The organism is Streptomyces sp. 184 (genome assembly GCF_045781775.1).
Taxonomy (GTDB): Bacteria; Actinomycetota; Actinomycetes; order Streptomycetales; family Streptomycetaceae; genus Streptomyces.
Window position 1 is genome coordinate 280,047 of sequence record NZ_CP123230.1, and the last position, 15,254, is coordinate 295,300.

A 15,254-nucleotide genomic window follows, 5' to 3' on the forward strand; every position below is an offset into this window, starting at 1 on the left:
GGGTCTCAGTACGAGGGCTCGGCTCGGGTCGCAGCTCTGGGCCTCGGCCCGCGCGGTCCGGCCGGCCCGCGTCTCCCGCCCCCGACCCGCTCACTCCTCGGTCGGCTTCTTCCCCTTCGCCTTCGGCGGCTGCGTCGAACTCGCCGCCTCCGCCTCCGCCTTGGCCTCGTGCACCGCCGCGTCGGCCTGCTTCGCGGCCTCGACGGCCGCCGTCACCGCGTCGAGCGCGGGCGCCGGCGGCGCCTCCAGCTCCGGCGTCCCGGCCCCGTCCGCGTCGGACGCCTCCGCCTTCGCGCCGTCCGCGGCGCCGTCGGCAGCCGCTTCCTGAGCCGGTGCGGCGGCCTGGGGCAGGCCCGGCGCCGACTTGTCGCCGAAGGCGGTGGTGACGGTGCGTACCGCCTCGGTCAGCTCGCCCGGGATCACCCAGAACGTGTTGTTGTCGCTCTTCGCCAGGTGCGGCAGCGTCTCCAGGTACTTGTACGCGAGGATCTTCGGGTCGGCGTTGTTGCGGTGGACGGCCTGGAAGACGCGCTCCACGGCCTGCGCCTCGCCGTCCGCCCGCAGGATCATGGCCTGCTGGGTACCCTGCGCCTCCAGGATGTCCTTCTGCTTCGTCCCCTCCGCGGTGAGGATCTTCGCCTGCCGCTCGCCCTCGGCGTGCAGGATGGCCGCGCGCTTGTCGCGCTCGGCCCGCATCTGCTTCTCCATCGCTTCTTTGATGCTGTGCGGCGGGTCGATGGCCTTGATCTCGACGCGGTTGACGCGGATGCCCCACTTGCCGGTGGCGTCGTCCAGGACGGTACGGAGCCGGGCGTTGATCTCCTCGCGCGAGGTGAGGGTCTCCTCCAGGTCCATGCCGCCGATGACGTTGCGCAGGGTGGTGACGGTGAGCTGGTCGATCGCCTGGAGGTAGTCGGAGACCTCGTACGCCGCGGCCCGCGGGTCGGTGATCTGGTAGTAGAGCACCGTGTCGATGTTGACGACGAGGTTGTCCTCGGTGATCACCGGCCGGGGGTCGGACGAGTACACCTGCTCGCGCACGTCCAGCTTGGTGTTGATGCGGTCCGCCACCGGCAGGACGAAGTTCAGACCCGGCTGGAGCGTCCGGCGGTACCGGCCGAAGCGCTCGATGTTGTAGCGCCGCGCCTGCGGGACGACCCGCACGCTGGACGACACGAGAAAGACGACGACCAGCGCCGCCAGGAGAATCGGGATGACAACCGGGTCCACACTTCCTCCGTTGGCTGTGCTTGCGGCGGTTCAGCGGTTCATGGGTTCGGGCGGTTTCGGCGGTGCGGCGGTGCGGCGGTTCAGGGGAGGAGCTCGCGGGGGTAGACGACGGCGGTCGCGCCTTCGATCTCCATGACCTCCACCATCGCACCCACCGGGATCACCGCGGTCTCGTCGAGGGCGCGCGCCGACCACTCCTCGCCGGAGAGCTTGATCAGCCCCCGGGTCCCGGTCACCTCCTGCACGACCTCGGCCCGCTTGCCGAGCAGCGCGTCGCTGCCCTCGCGGGTCAGCGGCGTCTGGGCCATGTGCTTCAGCGCGACGGGACGTACGACGACGAAACCCGCTGCCGCCGCCGCCCCCAGGGCGACGAACTGTCCCAGCGCACCGACGCCCAGCCCGGCCACCACGGCGGCCACCATCGCGGCGCCCGCCAGCAGCCCGAAGACCAGCGTCATCGTGAAGAACTCCGCGGCACCGAGCGCCGCCGCGGCGAGCAGCCAGACGATCCACGGCATCGCGTCAGCCTCCCTCGGCGGACTTGCCCTCCAACCTACCCTCCCGACATGCCGGGCAGAACAGGCGAGTGCAGGCAGGTCCGGATTCCGTGGTCGATACGAGGCCGGCCGGCGCATCACGCACCAGGGGCGCGTCACGCCCCGGCCGGGGCGGTGGCGGGCAGCAGGCGGGGGACGAGGCGTACGTAGACCACCATGCCGACGACCTCGACCAGGGTCTGGGCGACCACGACCACCGCGGCGGCGGCCAGCCGGTCGGGCAGCGCGAGGGCCAGGGGGAGGACGACAAGGGAGTTGCGGGTCGCGCCGGTGAAGACGATCGCGCGGCCGGCGGGCGCGTCGAGGCGGAAGAGCCGCGCGACGGCGAGGCCGGCGAAGGCCATCGCGGCGAGGAAGAGGACGTAGAACGGCACGACGCGGGCGACGTCGCCGAGGCCGCCGCCGTCGTCCAGCTTGGGCACCTGGGAGGCGACGACCGTCGCCAGGGTCGCGGCCATCAGCGGCACCATCGCGGTGCCCAGGGCGTCGGCGGTCCGCTGCCCGGCCGGGCGCCGGGCCGCCCACGCCTGGGTGAGCCAGGCCAGGGTCAGCGGGATGGCGATCAGGACGACGAACGCCTCGACGAACGGCCCGGCCGCCACGATGTCGGCGAGGTCGGAGCCCATGAAGAGGTAGAGGTAGCCGGGCAGCAGGACCATCTGCGCGATCAGCAGCACGGGGGTGGCGGCGAGGAGCCGGCGGCTGCTGCCGCCGGCGAGGCCGCTGAAGACGATCACGTAGTCGATGCAGGGCGTGAGCAGGACGAGCAGGACGCCCATGCGGACGGCCTGGTCGTCCGGCAGGAAGGCGAACATCGCCGCGACGACGAGCGGCACGACGACGAAGTTGACGACGAGCGCGGCGGCGAGGAACCGGCCGGCGCGCAGGGAGCGCAGCAGGTGGGCGGCCGGCACCTGGAGGAAGGTCACGTACAGCAGCGCGGCGAGCACGGGGTTGATGGCGTGCTCCAGCCCGGGCCCGGCAGCGGGCGCGACCCAGCCGACGAGCCCGCCGGCGGCCAGGGCGCCGAGGTAGACGGCGACCTGATGCCGCTCCATGGCGGCGACGGGGCCGGCCGACTGCGCCACGGGTGCTCCTCTCGGGGGTGGGTGACCAGCGTGCGGTGCTGCCTCGACGGTAAACGGGGTGGGCGGCACGGGCGGGCGGCCGTCCCGCCAACGCTCCCCCCCCCGGCCGCCGGCCTCCCCGCCGGCACCCCCCGCCCCGACGTCTGCTCCGACGCCCACCCCCGGTGCCCCGCGGGTGACTGCCCCGCCGCAGCTCCGGAACCGGTCCCGGCCGTCGTCCGCCAGCCTGTCCCTACGTCACGGCTGAGGGGTGGGGCACGATGCGGTATCGGCTCGCGGTGGGTGGGTACGACGAGTTCGGCAACGCCGAGATGGGCTCGGACCTGGCGCTCGCCATGCGCGTGGGCATCGTGGAGGACTCGGCGCTGGCGACGAAGGCTCCCGCCGAGCGCTTCGGCCTGGACGACTGCACGAAGGTCGCGCAGGGGGAGAAGCTGGGGTACCTCAGCCCCCGGCGCAGCAGTCGCACGCCGCGGCCGGCTCCCGGGCCGCGGCCGGGGCCGGGACGGGGCAACAGGGTTTGCCCTGCCAGGCGTTGCGGCCCTCGCGGACGGCGATGGCGGCGATGACGAGCGCGGCGACCGGGTCGGCGAAGGCCCAGCCGGCGGTCGCGTTGAGGACGAGCCCCAGCAGCACGACGGCCGACAGGTACGTGCACAGCAGGGTCTGCTTGGAGTCGGCCACGGCGCTCGCGGCGCCGAGTTCGCGGCCCGCGCGGCGCTGCGCGGCGGACAGGAACGGCATGACCGCCAGCGACAGCGCGGCCAGCACGATGCCCGGCACGGACGGCTCCGCCTCGGACCCGCCGAGCAGGGCGCGTACGGCATCGGCGGCGACGTAGGCGGCGAGGGCGAAGAACGACACCGCGATGATCCGCAGCGTCCGCCCCTCGCGGGCCTGCCGGGTGGCGGGGTCGGCGGCGGAGAACTGCCAGGCGAGGGCGGCGGCGGAGGAGACCTCGACGACGGAGTCCAGCCCGAAGCCGACGAGCGCGGCGGAGGAGGCGAGGGCCCCGGCGGTCAGCGCGACGGCGGCCTCGACGACGTTGTACGCGATCGTCGCCGCGACCAGCAGCCGTATCCGGCGGGTGAGCAGCGCCGCGCGGCCCGGTCCGGGGCCGATGCCGGTGCTCGCCGCCATCGTCAGCAGCACCCGTCGGCGTCGGCGTCCGGGCAGGTCCGGTCGGCGGCCACGGCGATGACGGCGGCCCGCAGGTCGTCCAGCGCGTGCCCGAGCCGCGGGTCGGCCAGTTCGTACCGCATCCGCCGGCCGTCGGGCGAGACGACGACGAGCCCGCAGTCGCGCAGGCACGCCAGATGGTTGGACAGCCGCGTCCGGGAGATCCCGAGCGCGTCGGCCAACTCGGCGGGGTAGCCGGGGGCCTCGCGCAGGGCGAGCAGCACGCGGCAGCGGATGGGGTCGGCGAGCGCGCGGCCGAAGCGGGCCAGCACGTCGATGTCCGTGGCGGTGGTCAGCACATCAAGGACGATACAGAATCCCTTGGATTCAGGAAAGTGTGAACCGAGAAGGCCTCAGGTCACCACCGCTCCCGCCACGAACGCCGCCAGGACGCCCAGGGGGTGGAACGAGGCGCGGTTGAAGACCGTGAGGGCGGTGGGGCCGTCGGGGTGGCGGAGGAGGCGGGCGGCGGGGGTGACGAGGGTGGGGATCGCGGTGAGGGCCGTTGCCGCGAGGCCCACCGCGCCGTACGACGGCCACGCCGCGACGGCCAGCGCGCAGGCCGCCGCCGCGGCGAGCAGGAGCAGGGCCGCCGCGAGGCGGGCGGCGGCCCGGGGGCCGTAGACGATCGGGACGGTCTTGATGCCGAGCGGGGTGTCCTCGTCGACGTCGGCGAGGTCGTTGGGGATGTTCCGGCCGCCGATCTCCCACGCCGCCATCCACAGCGCCAGCAGCCCGAGGCGCAGCGGGTCGACGCTGTCGGAGAAGGCGAACCAGCCCGCGCACGCGCCGATCGCGACCATCGCGCCGCTGAGCAGGAACTTGTACGCCGTGACCGTGGCCAGCCGGCAGTACACGCCCTCCAGCAGCGCCGCGAGCACGAACAGCACCGCGCACACCCAGCTCAGCGCGACCGCCACCGCCAGCGAGACCGTGCCCAGCAGCAGTACCCACACCAGCCCCGGTACGAAGCGCAGCCGCCCCTGCGCCAGCGGGTGCCGGCCGCCCGCGCTGTCGATGTCCGGGGCCGCGCGGGTGTGGGCCATCGCCGCGCTGCGCCGGTCGAGCCGGGCGTCGAACAGGTCGTTCGCCGCGAAGACGGCGAAGAAGGCAGCCGCGGTGGCCAGTACGGCGGCGGTCAGGCGGCCCGGCGCGGGGTGGTCTGTGGCCAGCAGCGCGCCGACCAGGGGCTGGGCGATGCTCAGCAGCGCCTGGTTGCCGCGCGAGAAGCCGTACAGGGCCCGCGCCTGGACCGCAAGACTCATGGAGTGGACTCCCGGGGTGCCGCCGTGTGGGGGGCAGGGAGATCCGGGCCCGCACCCACGTACCAGTGCGCGAACGCCGCGCCCGCGGCCCCCGGTTCTGCCAGCTCGCTCAACCGCTCCAGCCGCCGCGCCAGCTCCGCCCGCCGGTCGGCGGGGTGCTGCCCCTGCGGGTGCAGGAGGTCCAGGAACCCGGCGGCGAGGTCCCGCGTGCGCAGCACCTCGGGGAGCCTGCGGGACGTGTAGCCCGCGAGGTACGCCTCGTCGCCGTACCGGTAGCGCCGGATGAGCGCGTCGGCCAGGTCGGCGGCGTCCGCGACGGCGAGGTTCATGCCCTTGGCGCCCGAGGGCGTCAGCACGTGCGCCGCGTCCCCGGCCAGGAAAAGGCGCCCGTGCTGGAACGTCTGCCGCACGCTGCTGCGCATCCGCAGCACGCCGGTCTCCCTGATGCGCCCCAGCCGCGGTACCGCCGCGCCCGCGCCGGCCAGCCGGGTGCGCAGCCGCTCGTGCACGCGGGCGGCGGTCCAGCGGGCGGTGGCGTCCCCGGCGGGGATCTCCAGGTAGAGCCGGGCGATCCGGGACGTACGCGGCATGACGCCGGCGAAGCCGTCCTCGTGCACGGCGTACACCACGCCCGGCACGCCGCGGTCGACCTCGGCGAGGAGCGTGAGCCAGTCGTACGGGTAGCGCTCGTCCAGCTCGCCCTGCGGCGCGGCCTGCGGGGGCAGCGCGAGCGGGGTGATGCCGTGCGGGCCGTCGCAGCCGAGCACGTAGTCGCACTCGATGTCGAGCCCGGGGCACTCCACGCGCGCGGGCCCGGAGCCGTCGGCGGCCACGTGCACGCGGGTGGCGGGCAGGGAGAACTGCGGGTCGTGCCCGGCCTTGCGGAGGTCGGCGACGAGGTCGCGGACGAGGAGCTGCTGCGGGTACACCCAGTGCCGTACGCCCCCGGACTGCGCGCCGTAGTCGAAGCGCAGCACCCGGCCCGTGCACAGGAAGTCGCACCAGCCGTGCCGGGTGGCCTCCGCGAGCAGCCGGTCGGCCAGGCCGTGCGCGCGCAGGTACTCGACGACCCGGTGCTCCACCAGGCCCGCCCGCGCGCGGCGTTCGACCTCGGCGCGGGAGCGGCGCTCCACGACGGCGATGTCGACACCGGCTCGTAAGAGGACGTTCGCCAGCACCAGGCCGGCCGGTCCGGCGCCGACGATGGCGACCTGCGTACGCACCCGCCGCCGCGGCCCCGATTCCCCTGTCGCCCCTGCCGCCCCTGCCGGTCCTGTCGGCGCTGCCGATCCTGTCGGTCCTGTCGGTGTCGGTCCCGGCATGCCTGTCACGCCGCCTCCCGCACATCCGCCGGTACGTGCGCGGGGTTGAACACCTCGTGGACGGCGGCCAGCACGTCGTCCCCGCACCACAGCCGGTACGTCCGGAACGCCGCCGCCTCCCGCGGCTCCGGCGGCCACGGCGTGAGCCCGGCGCGTACGACGGTGCGCCCCATGCCGGCGGCGCCCGCCGCCCGCAGCGCGGGGCCCAGCGGCGCCGAGGCGTCCGTCAGGCAGCGCCGCAGCGCGGGGTCGCCGGCCGGTCCCGCGACGACCTGGTTCCACGACCACATCCGGCCCCGGGTGTCGGTGAGCGTCGAGTGCCGCACGAGCACGTCGTCGTCGGTGCCCAGCAGGGCGGCGGCGCCGCGCGGCGCGCGCTCGGGGCGGACGAACCGGAGGGTCACGTCGCCGACGTGCAGGGCCGCTCCCGCCCACGACTCCAGGAGCGTGGTCGTCAGGCCGTCGCTGCTGAGCAGCATCCGCGTCAGCGGGCTGCGGAACAGGGCGATCGCCGAGCGGGCGGTGTCGGTGCCGGGGGTGTCGAAGCTGTCGTCGTGGGCTGCGGGAAGGAGCTGGGTCCTCATGGGCATACCGTTGCGGCTCACTTTCGGGTACGGAGACGGGACGGGAGGGCAGCCGCCGGGGCGTACGACGACCGCGTGGCGGTGGCGACGAGATACCCCGGCAGTGCGAACCGAGTGTGCACCCGCAGTGGCGCTCCGCACATCCCCGCCAACGCCCGTACGGCGTCCGCGCTGTACACCTTGCGCAGGCTGATCACGCCGTCGTGCGCCTGCGCGGGGCCTCCGGTCAGGAACATCAGCGGCACCGCGCCGAGACTCAGCGGATGCCGCCACCCGTCCACGAGCAGCAGCGTCCGCGCCACCCGCGTGCCCTCGCGCAGCAGCGCCGCCACCCCGTCGGGCGGCAGGTGGTGCAGCGACATCGCCATCACCGCCACGTCGTACGCGCCCTCCGGGGCGTCGATCGCGGTGGCGTCGAACACCGCGCAGTCGGCCCGCGGATGACGCCCCAGCGGCCCGGCGCGCAGCGCCTCGACCACGGCCGGGTTGACGTCGCTCGCGGTGACCCGGGCGGTGGGGTGGCGGCGGAGGATGCCGTACGCCAGGCGCCCGCAGCCGGCGCCGAGTTCGAGGACCCGCGGGTGCGCCGCCGGACCGAACTCCGCGGCGGTGAGCCGGCCGCAGGTGCGGTAGCCGAGGGTGAGGCGCTGGAACCGGTCGAGGCCGCGCAGGACGCGGCGGCACCGGGCGGGGGCGTCGGGGCGGTCGATGTACTCGTCCCGGTCGGTCTCGAAGAGCCGGTCCCACCGGGAGGCGCCGGGGCCGCCGCGGGGCATGCCGGCGGGGGAGATCCGGTGCGGGGGCGCGGTGTTCACGGCCGGTCACCGCCGGGGCGCGCGGTACGGAGGCCACCGGTGGCGGCCTCGGCGACGGGGTCGGGGGCGGGATCGGGGGAGTGGCCGCGGTCGGGGGAGTGGCCGCGGTCGGGGGCGTGGTCCCGTTCGGGGTCGACGCGCCGGCCCCGGTCCGGTTCGGGCCCCCGGCCCCGGCCCCGGTCCCGGCCGTCGTCCGGGCCGTCCCCGTGGCCGTGTCCGCGGTCGTCCCCGTGGCCGTGTCCGACGACGTCCCCGCCGCCCCGCACCTCGTCGCGCCCGTAGCCGTGCCCGTCGTCCCGGTCGTACGCCGTCCCCGCCACCTCGTCCGCCAGCCACGCCAGCCGGTCACGGTCCGCGCCCGCGGGCACGGGGGCGAGCGCGCGGTGGCAGCGGTCGACGTACGCGCGCGCCATGCTCTGCGCCGCGCGCAGCGCGCCGGTGTCGACGGCGAGCCGCGTCAGCCGCCGCCGGCGGGCGCGTTCGTCCGTCGTGCCGTCCACCAGCTCGGCGAGCGCGGCCCGTTCGGCACGGCCGCCGAGGCGGTGGGCGAGGAGTACGGGCAGGGCCGGGCGGCGGTTGCGCAGGTCGCTACAGACGGGCTTCCCGGCGCCTTCGCCGTCGGACACGTACGGCAGCAGGTCGTCCCGGATCTGGAACGCGATCCCCATCGCCTCCCCGTACGCCGCGAGCACCCGCGCCCGCTCCGGGCTGCCGCCGCCGAGCAGCGCGCCCACGTGGCACGCGGCGCGGAACAGCGACGCGCTCTTCAGCCGCGCCATCTCCACGTACGCGGCGATCCCACCGTCCGGCGGCGCGGTCACCTCGCGCAGGCTGCCGCTGAGCGCGATCTCCTGCGCGACGCCGCGCGCGGTCTGCTGCCCGGCGGCGCCGAGGGCCTCCACGGCGTCGAGGACGCACCGGTCGGGCACGCCGGTGCGCCGGCAGCCGCCGAGCTGCTGGAAGAGCGCGAAGAACAACGAGTCGGCGGCCAGCACCCCGTGGGCGAGCCCGAACTCCCGGTGCGCCGCGACCTTGCCGCGGCGCAGCTCGTCGCCGTCGATGATGTCGTCGTGCACGAGGGTGGCGACGTGGGCGAGTTCGATGCCCACGGCCGCGGGCATCACGGCGTCGTACGACCCGCCGACGGCACCGGCGGACGCGAGGAGGGTGATCGGCCGCAGCAGCTTGCCGGGCGGGCTGAGCGCCCACCGGTGCGCGGCGGCAAGGGCGTCGGACGCGGCGGCACCGGAACCGCCGCGCTCCAGCCAGGCGGTGATGCCGGAGTCGACGGCGTGACGCAGTTCGGCGAGCGGGAAGCCCGCCGGGCCGGCGTCGGTGCGCTGCATGAGGAGAAGCCGCCTTCCCGGGGGCAGAGTGCGTAGGCGCCCACTGGTAACGACGGCGCGAAAGCGCAGGGCACTGCGGATCACCCCACCGGGGGGCTCGTTGGCCCGCGCGGGGCGCGCGTGGACGTCGCAGTACTCCGGTTGACGCGCGGGTGAAAGCCCGGGGCTCCGGCGAGGGGTGGCGCTCGACGCCACGCAGGACGGCACCGCCGCGACCGTCACCCTCCTCACGAAGCACGGCACCGACACAGCGGTATTCTGCGGCAGTTCCCACCCGGCGCAGGGGGACTCGATGAGCGGTGCCGACCAGGTCCGGTTGGCGTTCGTGCACGGCATCGGCGGGCCGCGGGACCGACTTCGCGCGCCGCCTGCGGCAGGTCTCCCCGCCCGGCGCCCCGCCCGGTGCTCCCCCCGGCGCCCGCGGCCACCACTCGCTGACGGCCGCGAGCGGGCCGGATGGAAGAATCGGCCGCATGGCTGACGTGATCATTGCCGCGTGCGACGGCGCCGCGAGTCCGAACCCGGGGCCGGCCGCGTGGGCGTGGGTCGTGGCGGGCCCGGACGGCGGGGTGGCACGCTGGGAGGCCGGGCCGCTGGGCAAGGCGACCAACAACATCGCCGAGCTGACCGCCCTGCTGCGGCTGCTGGAGTCCACGGATCCTGCCGTGCCGCTGGAGGTGCGGATGGACTCGACGTACGCGATGCAGGCGGTCACCGACTGGCTGCCGGGCTGGCGGCGGCGCGGTTGGAAGACGTCGTCGGGCAAGCCGGTGGCCAACCAGGAGCTGGTACGCGGCATCGACGACCGGCTCACGGGCCGCGACGTACGCCTGGTGCACGTCCGCGCCCACCAGGTCGACGGCGACCCCTACAACGCCGCCGCCGACGCGGCGGCGGCCCAGGCGGCCCGTACCCAGAACCCCGCGGGCACGGCCCACGGCTCCCCGCTCCCGATGGGGGAGGACACCCCGGCGCGGGCCACCGCAGCCAAGGGCGCCGCCGCGAAGCGGCGTTCCGGCAAGGCGGGCGGGGCGACGCTGAAGGCCAGGTACCCGGGCCGCTGCCGCTGCGGCCGGTCCTACGACGCGGGCACGACGATCGCGAAGAACGGGACGGGCTGGGGCCACGTGGAGTGCGTGGAGTCCTGAGCCCGCGCCCCGGCCCTCACAGCTCCAGCATGTGCCTTCTGAAGACGGCGACCGCCGCGAGCAGCGCCTCCCGCGGGCTGTCCTCCGTCAGCATGCTCGCCGAGAGCGGCAGCGACTCGGCGAGCGCGGCGAGCGCGCGGCGGCGGGTGGCGAGCCATTCCCCGTGGTGCGCGGCGTACGGCTCCATGGCCTGCCACGTCTCCTCGTTCTGAAGGTTGCGTAACCGCAGCAGCTTGCCCGCCTCGTCCTCCAGGATGCGGCCCACCCGGTGGGTGTGCGTGTCCTTGAGGTTCTTCAGGCCGGTGAGCAGGTCCGCGTCCGAGGGCGGTGCCTCGGCGATGACGTCGAGGAGACCGAGGTGCACCTCCACCTGGCCGTGCAGCCGTTCGCGCGCCGCGCGCTCCAGCTCCTCCACGGGGTCGGTGCGCAAGGCCTGCGTCGGGGGCTCCTGCGGGGCGTACGTGGCGGGGGCGGCCGGGGCCGCGGGGGCGGCCGGGGAGCGGCGGCCGGGGAGGAGCTTCCAGCCGCGGCGTGGTCTGCGGCCGGGCAGCGCCGGGGGGTGGCCGGAGGGCTCCGGTGCGGCCGTACGGCCCGTGTGGCGGTGCAGCTCGGCGGCGGCCGAGGCGAGCGTGGCGCGCTGGGCGGGCTCCTTGGCCAGCAGCGCGGTGAGGAGCCGCGCCAGCGACCCGGCGTACCGGAAGGGGGCGGGGTCGGACTCGCAGATGGCCTGGCGCAGCGTCCACAGGTTCGAGCCGCGGAAGGGCAGGCGGCCCTCGACGGCCGCGTACAGGGTGGCGCCGAAGGACCACAGGTCGGAGGCGGCGGTCGCCGGCTCGCCGTTCAACTGCTCGGGCGAGGCGTACGCGGGCGTGCCCAGCATGCCGCCCGTGGTCGTCAGCCCCGCCGACCCCTCGGGGCCGATGGCGGCGTCGGCCATGGCGGCGATGCCGAAGTCGGTGATGACCGCGCGGCGTTCGGTCACCAGGATGTTGTCCGGCTTCAGATCGCGGTGCACCACGCCCGCGGCGTGCGCCTCGGCCAGCGCGTCGAGGACCTGGACGCCCAGCTCCGCCACCCGCTTCACCGGCAGCCGGGTCTGCTCGCGCAGCACGGCGGCCAGGGAGCTGCCGGCGACGAACTCCATGACGATCACCGGGGCGCCGTCGTGCTCGACGACGTCGTACACCGTGGTGATGCCGGGGTGGTTGAGCCGGGCCGCCGCGCGGGCCTCGCCGATCATGCGCCGGAGCAGCTTCTCCCGCTGCCTGTCCCCGACGTCGGCGGCGAAGAGGATCTCCTTGACCGCGACCCGGCGGTCCAGCAGTTCGTCACGAGCGCTCCAGACCCGGCCCATGCCACCCTGCCCCACCGGCCGGTCCAACCGGTACCGGCCCGCGATCAGCAGACCGCTCGCCCCAGCCATGTCCCCATCGTATGCAGGGATTGAGGCCGTGACCTCCGGGTCTGCCCGGCCGCTACATCAGCTCCAGCCGGATGTCCGAGAGCTGGTCCTTGGTGAGCACCTTCTCCGCGGCCGGCGCCTCCGCCTTGATCGGCTCGCCGAACGCAGAGAAGGCCAGGTCGACTTCGGCGCCCTCGGGGTCCGTGATCGTCACCGGGTACGGCTTGCCCTCGGCGGCGATCTTCATGCTGGCGCCGTCGCTGGTCGACGGGTCCTCGTTCACGTACGGGACGACCGCCACGCCCTCGTGCCTCGTCTTCTCCTTCTGCGTCATGCCGGGGCTGAACGACACGACGCTGTCCGTCTCCTCGACGTACGTGTCGAGCGTGCACAGGTCCACGAGGTCGGTCGGGGCGTCGGCCTCAGTCTCCTCCAGGTACGAGCCCTCGACCTCGGCGATCACCTCGGCGTCGTAGGCGTACGCCGACTTCAGGTAGGCGGCGTCCGGCTTGAGCCACATGGTGCCGTCGCGCATGACGAACTCGACGGAGCCCTGCTGCTCGTTGCCGGCGCTGCCGACGCAGTTGCCCTTCTTGTCCACCCGCACGTCGATCTCGGCGGGGTCGGCGACCCACAGCATCTCGCCGACCGCGTGCACGGACTCGGCCGTGCGCATCGCCTTGACGGCGTCCGCCTGAGCGGGCCCGTCGCCGGCCCCGCTCCCGCCGTCGTCGTCGCTGCCGCAGCCGGTGAGCGCGAGCAGCACCACCGCCCCGGCCACCGTCCCGGCTGCTGCGACGGCGCTCCGGTGCCCACGTATGACGTGCTTCATGTCGACCTTCGCTCACTCTCGACTGTGGTGCGTCCGGGGCGAGTTGACCTTGCCGACCCGCCCGGAGAAGGCGCACACGTTACCCGCGCACCGCCGGGCGGCCAAAAGCACCCCGCGCCCCCGGGCCGGCGGGCGCGGGCCGGGCGGGGGCAGCGGCCCGGCGGTTCACTCCGTGCCGTCGAGCCAGTCGAGGATGGTGCGCATGCCGTCGTGCCAGTGGGCCTCCAGCAGGTCCGCGGCGTGGGCGAACTCGCCCCGGACGAGGGCCGCCAGGACCTCCCGGTGCTGCCGGTCGACCTCGGCGCGCTGCTTCACCTCGCGCATGTAGGTGAGTTCGTAGCGCGACAGGTTGGTCCGTAGCTGGGTGATCATCCCGAGCAGGTGGCGGTTGTCCGCCGCGGCGGCGATCGTCGTGTGCCACTCGGTGTCGAGCTGCCAGCGGCGTACCGGGTCGGTGCACTTGGCGAGTGCGTCGAGGGTGGTGTGCAGCCGCTTCGTCGTGGCGGTGCCCATGGAGGTGATCGTGCGGGTGGCGAGCCCTTCGAGGGCCGCCAGGACGGGGTACAGCTCGGCGGCGTCGCGGCGGACGAGGGGGCGGACGGTGAAGCCGCGGGCCAGGGCGGACTGGAGGACGCCCTCGGCCTGGAGGCGCAGGAGCGCTTCGCGCACCGGGGTGCGGGACACCTGGAGCGTACGGCTGAGGCCGGCCTCGGTGAGCGGGGCGCCCGGGGCGTACGCGCCGGAGGAGACGAGGGCGACGATGCGCAGGTAGACGGCTTCGCGCAGCGGTTCGGCCCGGGCGATGGGCTCGTGGGTGGCGGCGGGGTGCGAGGTCATGGGTGATAGGGGCTTTCGTCGCGGTGGCGGTGCTCGAACTCCGAGCGCATGCACAGGGTGGTCGCGGAGGTCATACGGTCGACGGCCATGATGCCGTCGAGGTGGTCGATCTCGTGCTGGAGCAGCTCGCCGAGGTCGCCGTCCGCGCGCAGGTCGTGCCGTGTGCCGTCCGGGGACAGGTAGGTCACGTCCACCCAGGTCGGCCTGCGGACCTTGCAGAAGAACTGGACGGAGAAGCTGAGACAGGCGTCCCACACCTCCCAGGTCGTCTCGGACCGGGCCGTGATCACCGGGTTGACCAGCGTCCAGGGGCGGTCGAGGTGGAGGTGGACGAGGCGGCTGGGCACGCCGATCTGCGGGGCGGCGATGCCGCGGCCGTACCCGGTGCGCGCCACCCAGTCGGCGAGGGTGTCCGCGAGGTCGGCGGCGGTGGCGGCGGTCCGCGGCGATCCCGGCTCCGGGACGTCGGCGGCGGGCATGCGCAGTGCGGGGTCGCCGAGTTGGAGAGTCGATCGTACGGCCATCTGCGTATCGTATACGATACGCAGATGGTGAAGCCACTACAGGTGCAGAACATCGAGGAAGCAGCTCACCTCATCGACCCCGTCTTCCGCGACACCCCGCACGTCGAGGACACCGCCCTGGCCCGCCGGGTGGGCCGGGACCTGGCGCTCAAGCTGGAGACGTTCAACCCGATCCGCTCCTTCAAGGGCCGCGGCGCCGACTACTTCATGCGCGAAGCGGGCGACCGGCAGCGGGTGGTCTGCGCCTCCGCCGGCAACTTCGGCCAGGCCATCGCCTACGCGGGCCGGGCGCGCGGCATCGCGGTCACGGTCTTCTGCGCCCGGACCGCCAACCCCGTCAAGGTCGCCCGGATGCGCGAACTCGGCGCCGAAGTGATTCTGGACGGCGACGACTTCGACGCCGCGAAGGACGCCGCGCGGACGTACGCGGACGCCCGCCCGGACCGCCGCTTCGTCGAGGACGGCCACGAGACCCGCATTTCCGAGGGCGCCGGCACCATCGCCGTGGAACTGGCGCCGCTCAAGCCGGACACGCTCCTCGTGCCGCTCGGCAACGGCGCCCTGATCGGCGGGGTGGGCTGCTGGACCAGGGCCCGCGCGCCCCGCACCCGCGTCGTGGGGGTCTGCGCGGCCGGCGCCCCCTCGATGGCCGAGAGCTGGCGCCGGGGCGAGCCGGTCGTCTCGACCGCGGCGCGGACCATCGCCGACGGGGTCGCGGTCCGGGTGCCCGTGCCCGCCGCGGTGGAGCGGATGCGCGGGCTGGTGGACGACGTCGTGCTCGTGGACGACGCGCAGATCCGCGAGGCGCTGCGGGTCGTACGGGACACCGTGGGCCTGATCCTGGAACCCTCCGCGGCGCTCGGCGTCGCCGCCGCGCTGCACCACCGGTTCGCGGGCGGGACCCTGGCGACGATCGTCACCGGCAGCAACTTCTCCCCCGAACTCCTCGCAGAACTGGCGTAGTTGCTCGCGCGGGCCGAGCGGCCCGCCTCCCGCCCCCGCGCCCCCGTGCCTCCGCGGCACCCGAGGCCGGGGGCGCCGTCGTGCGCGCCCCTCGAACAAGTAGTCGTGTCAGGACCGTTTACATCCGCCGACGGCACACGTAGCGTGCGTGTCGCAACGATC

At 74.8% G+C, this 15,254-nt stretch carries 16 protein-coding genes; 2 read left to right on the top strand and 14 right to left on the bottom strand.

Annotated features, from left to right (window positions below):
* Positions 1-90: 90 nt before the first annotated feature.
* The 10 genes from QBL21_RS01090 to QBL21_RS01135 all read right to left on the bottom strand — a co-directional run bounded on the left by QBL21_RS01090 (position 91) and on the right by QBL21_RS01135 (position 9,386).
* The gene (locus QBL21_RS01090) at positions 91-1,230 is read right to left on the bottom strand and encodes an SPFH domain-containing protein (protein WP_407560056.1); all 1,140 of its coding nucleotides are present in this window, start codon (positions 1,228-1,230) and stop codon (positions 91-93) included.
* An 80-nt stretch (positions 1,231-1,310) separates the two neighbouring features.
* Positions 1,311-1,748 (bottom strand): NfeD family protein, encoded by a 438-nt coding sequence (locus tag QBL21_RS01095; protein ID WP_407560057.1) that lies wholly within the window; start codon positions 1,746-1,748, stop codon positions 1,311-1,313.
* 134 nt (positions 1,749-1,882) lie between these two features.
* On the bottom strand, positions 1,883-2,845 hold the full coding sequence (locus QBL21_RS01100) for an arsenic resistance protein (RefSeq protein ID WP_407566265.1): 963 nt from the start codon (positions 2,843-2,845) through the stop codon (positions 1,883-1,885).
* A 474-nt stretch (positions 2,846-3,319) separates the two neighbouring features.
* Positions 3,320-4,015: a cation transporter gene (locus QBL21_RS01105; protein WP_407560059.1), complete on the bottom strand. Its 696-nt coding sequence runs from the start codon at positions 4,013-4,015 to the stop codon at positions 3,320-3,322.
* 2 nt (positions 4,016-4,017) lie between these two features.
* Positions 4,018-4,353 (bottom strand): ArsR/SmtB family transcription factor, encoded by a 336-nt coding sequence (locus QBL21_RS01110; RefSeq protein ID WP_407560060.1) that lies wholly within the window; start codon positions 4,351-4,353, stop codon positions 4,018-4,020.
* A 54-nt stretch (positions 4,354-4,407) separates the two neighbouring features.
* Positions 4,408-5,319: a UbiA family prenyltransferase gene (locus QBL21_RS01115; RefSeq protein WP_407560061.1), complete on the bottom strand. Its 912-nt coding sequence runs from the start codon at positions 5,317-5,319 to the stop codon at positions 4,408-4,410.
* The gene (locus QBL21_RS01120) at positions 5,316-6,542 is read right to left on the bottom strand and encodes an FAD-dependent monooxygenase (protein ID WP_407560062.1); all 1,227 of its coding nucleotides are present in this window, start codon (positions 6,540-6,542) and stop codon (positions 5,316-5,318) included. The genes QBL21_RS01115 and QBL21_RS01120 overlap by 4 nt, the downstream gene beginning before the upstream one ends.
* 104 nt (positions 6,543-6,646) lie before the next feature.
* Complete coding sequence (locus tag QBL21_RS01125) at positions 6,647-7,225, bottom strand: hypothetical protein (protein ID WP_407560063.1); 579 nt, start codon at positions 7,223-7,225, stop codon at positions 6,647-6,649.
* A gap of 17 nt (positions 7,226-7,242) precedes the next feature.
* A complete protein-coding gene (locus QBL21_RS01130; protein ID WP_407560064.1) occupies positions 7,243-8,040 on the bottom strand; it encodes a class I SAM-dependent methyltransferase in 798 nt (265 codons plus the stop codon).
* A complete protein-coding gene (locus tag QBL21_RS01135; RefSeq protein ID WP_407560065.1) occupies positions 8,037-9,386 on the bottom strand; it encodes a polyprenyl synthetase family protein in 1,350 nt (449 codons plus the stop codon). Before QBL21_RS01135 ends, QBL21_RS01130 begins: the two co-directional genes overlap by 4 nt.
* A 473-nt stretch (positions 9,387-9,859) precedes the next feature.
* Here QBL21_RS01135 and QBL21_RS01140 point away from each other — a divergent pair, with 473 nt between their 5' ends.
* Positions 9,860-10,534, top strand: coding sequence for a ribonuclease H (locus QBL21_RS01140; protein ID WP_407560066.1), 675 nt, complete (start codon positions 9,860-9,862; stop codon positions 10,532-10,534).
* 16 nt (positions 10,535-10,550) lie between these two features.
* Here the strand turns inward: QBL21_RS01140 and QBL21_RS01145 are convergent, their stop codons facing one another.
* The 4 genes from QBL21_RS01145 to QBL21_RS01160 form a co-directional block, all read right to left on the bottom strand.
* Entirely contained in the window at positions 10,551-11,957 is a 1,407-nt protein-coding gene (locus QBL21_RS01145; protein ID WP_407560067.1) for a serine/threonine-protein kinase, read from the bottom strand.
* A 52-nt stretch (positions 11,958-12,009) separates the two neighbouring features.
* Positions 12,010-12,768, bottom strand: a complete 759-nt coding sequence (locus QBL21_RS01150) for a hypothetical protein (RefSeq protein ID WP_407560068.1) — start codon at positions 12,766-12,768, stop codon at positions 12,010-12,012.
* 165 nt (positions 12,769-12,933) lie between these two features.
* On the bottom strand, positions 12,934-13,605 hold the full coding sequence (locus QBL21_RS01155) for a GntR family transcriptional regulator (RefSeq protein WP_407560069.1): 672 nt from the start codon (positions 13,603-13,605) through the stop codon (positions 12,934-12,936).
* Positions 13,602-14,129: a peptide deformylase gene (locus QBL21_RS01160; protein ID WP_407560070.1), complete on the bottom strand. Its 528-nt coding sequence runs from the start codon at positions 14,127-14,129 to the stop codon at positions 13,602-13,604. The genes QBL21_RS01155 and QBL21_RS01160 overlap by 4 nt, the downstream gene beginning before the upstream one ends.
* A gap of 24 nt (positions 14,130-14,153) precedes the next feature.
* Between QBL21_RS01160 and QBL21_RS01165 the strand changes: the two genes are divergently transcribed.
* A complete protein-coding gene (locus QBL21_RS01165; RefSeq protein WP_407560071.1) occupies positions 14,154-15,092 on the top strand; it encodes a threonine/serine dehydratase in 939 nt (312 codons plus the stop codon).
* Positions 15,093-15,254 lie beyond the last annotated feature (162 nt).

What these genes read in the sequence shown, in the direction of transcription:
- QBL21_RS01135 (WP_407560065.1), bottom strand. Translation starts at nt 9,386, where the DNA reads ATGCAGCGCACCGACGCCGGCCCGGCGGGCTTCCCGCTCGCCGAACTG.
- QBL21_RS01105 (WP_407560059.1), bottom strand. Translation starts at nt 4,015, where the DNA reads ATGGCGGCGAGCACCGGCATCGGCCCCGGACCGGGCCGCGCGGCGCTG.
- QBL21_RS01115 (WP_407560061.1), bottom strand. Translation starts at nt 5,319, where the DNA reads ATGAGTCTTGCGGTCCAGGCGCGGGCCCTGTACGGCTTCTCGCGCGGC.
- QBL21_RS01160 (WP_407560070.1), bottom strand. Translation starts at nt 14,129, where the DNA reads ATGGCCGTACGATCGACTCTCCAACTCGGCGACCCCGCACTGCGCATG.
- QBL21_RS01165 (WP_407560071.1), top strand. Translation starts at nt 14,154, where the DNA reads ATGGTGAAGCCACTACAGGTGCAGAACATCGAGGAAGCAGCTCACCTC.
- QBL21_RS01145 (WP_407560067.1), bottom strand. Translation starts at nt 11,957, where the DNA reads ATGGCTGGGGCGAGCGGTCTGCTGATCGCGGGCCGGTACCGGTTGGAC.
- QBL21_RS01150 (WP_407560068.1), bottom strand. Translation starts at nt 12,768, where the DNA reads ATGAAGCACGTCATACGTGGGCACCGGAGCGCCGTCGCAGCAGCCGGG.
- QBL21_RS01095 (WP_407560057.1), bottom strand. Translation starts at nt 1,748, where the DNA reads ATGCCGTGGATCGTCTGGCTGCTCGCCGCGGCGGCGCTCGGTGCCGCG.
- QBL21_RS01100 (WP_407566265.1), bottom strand. Translation starts at nt 2,845, where the DNA reads ATGGAGCGGCATCAGGTCGCCGTCTACCTCGGCGCCCTGGCCGCCGGC.
- QBL21_RS01155 (WP_407560069.1), bottom strand. Translation starts at nt 13,605, where the DNA reads ATGACCTCGCACCCCGCCGCCACCCACGAGCCCATCGCCCGGGCCGAA.
- QBL21_RS01125 (WP_407560063.1), bottom strand. Translation starts at nt 7,225, where the DNA reads ATGAGGACCCAGCTCCTTCCCGCAGCCCACGACGACAGCTTCGACACC.
- QBL21_RS01140 (WP_407560066.1), top strand. Translation starts at nt 9,860, where the DNA reads ATGGCTGACGTGATCATTGCCGCGTGCGACGGCGCCGCGAGTCCGAAC.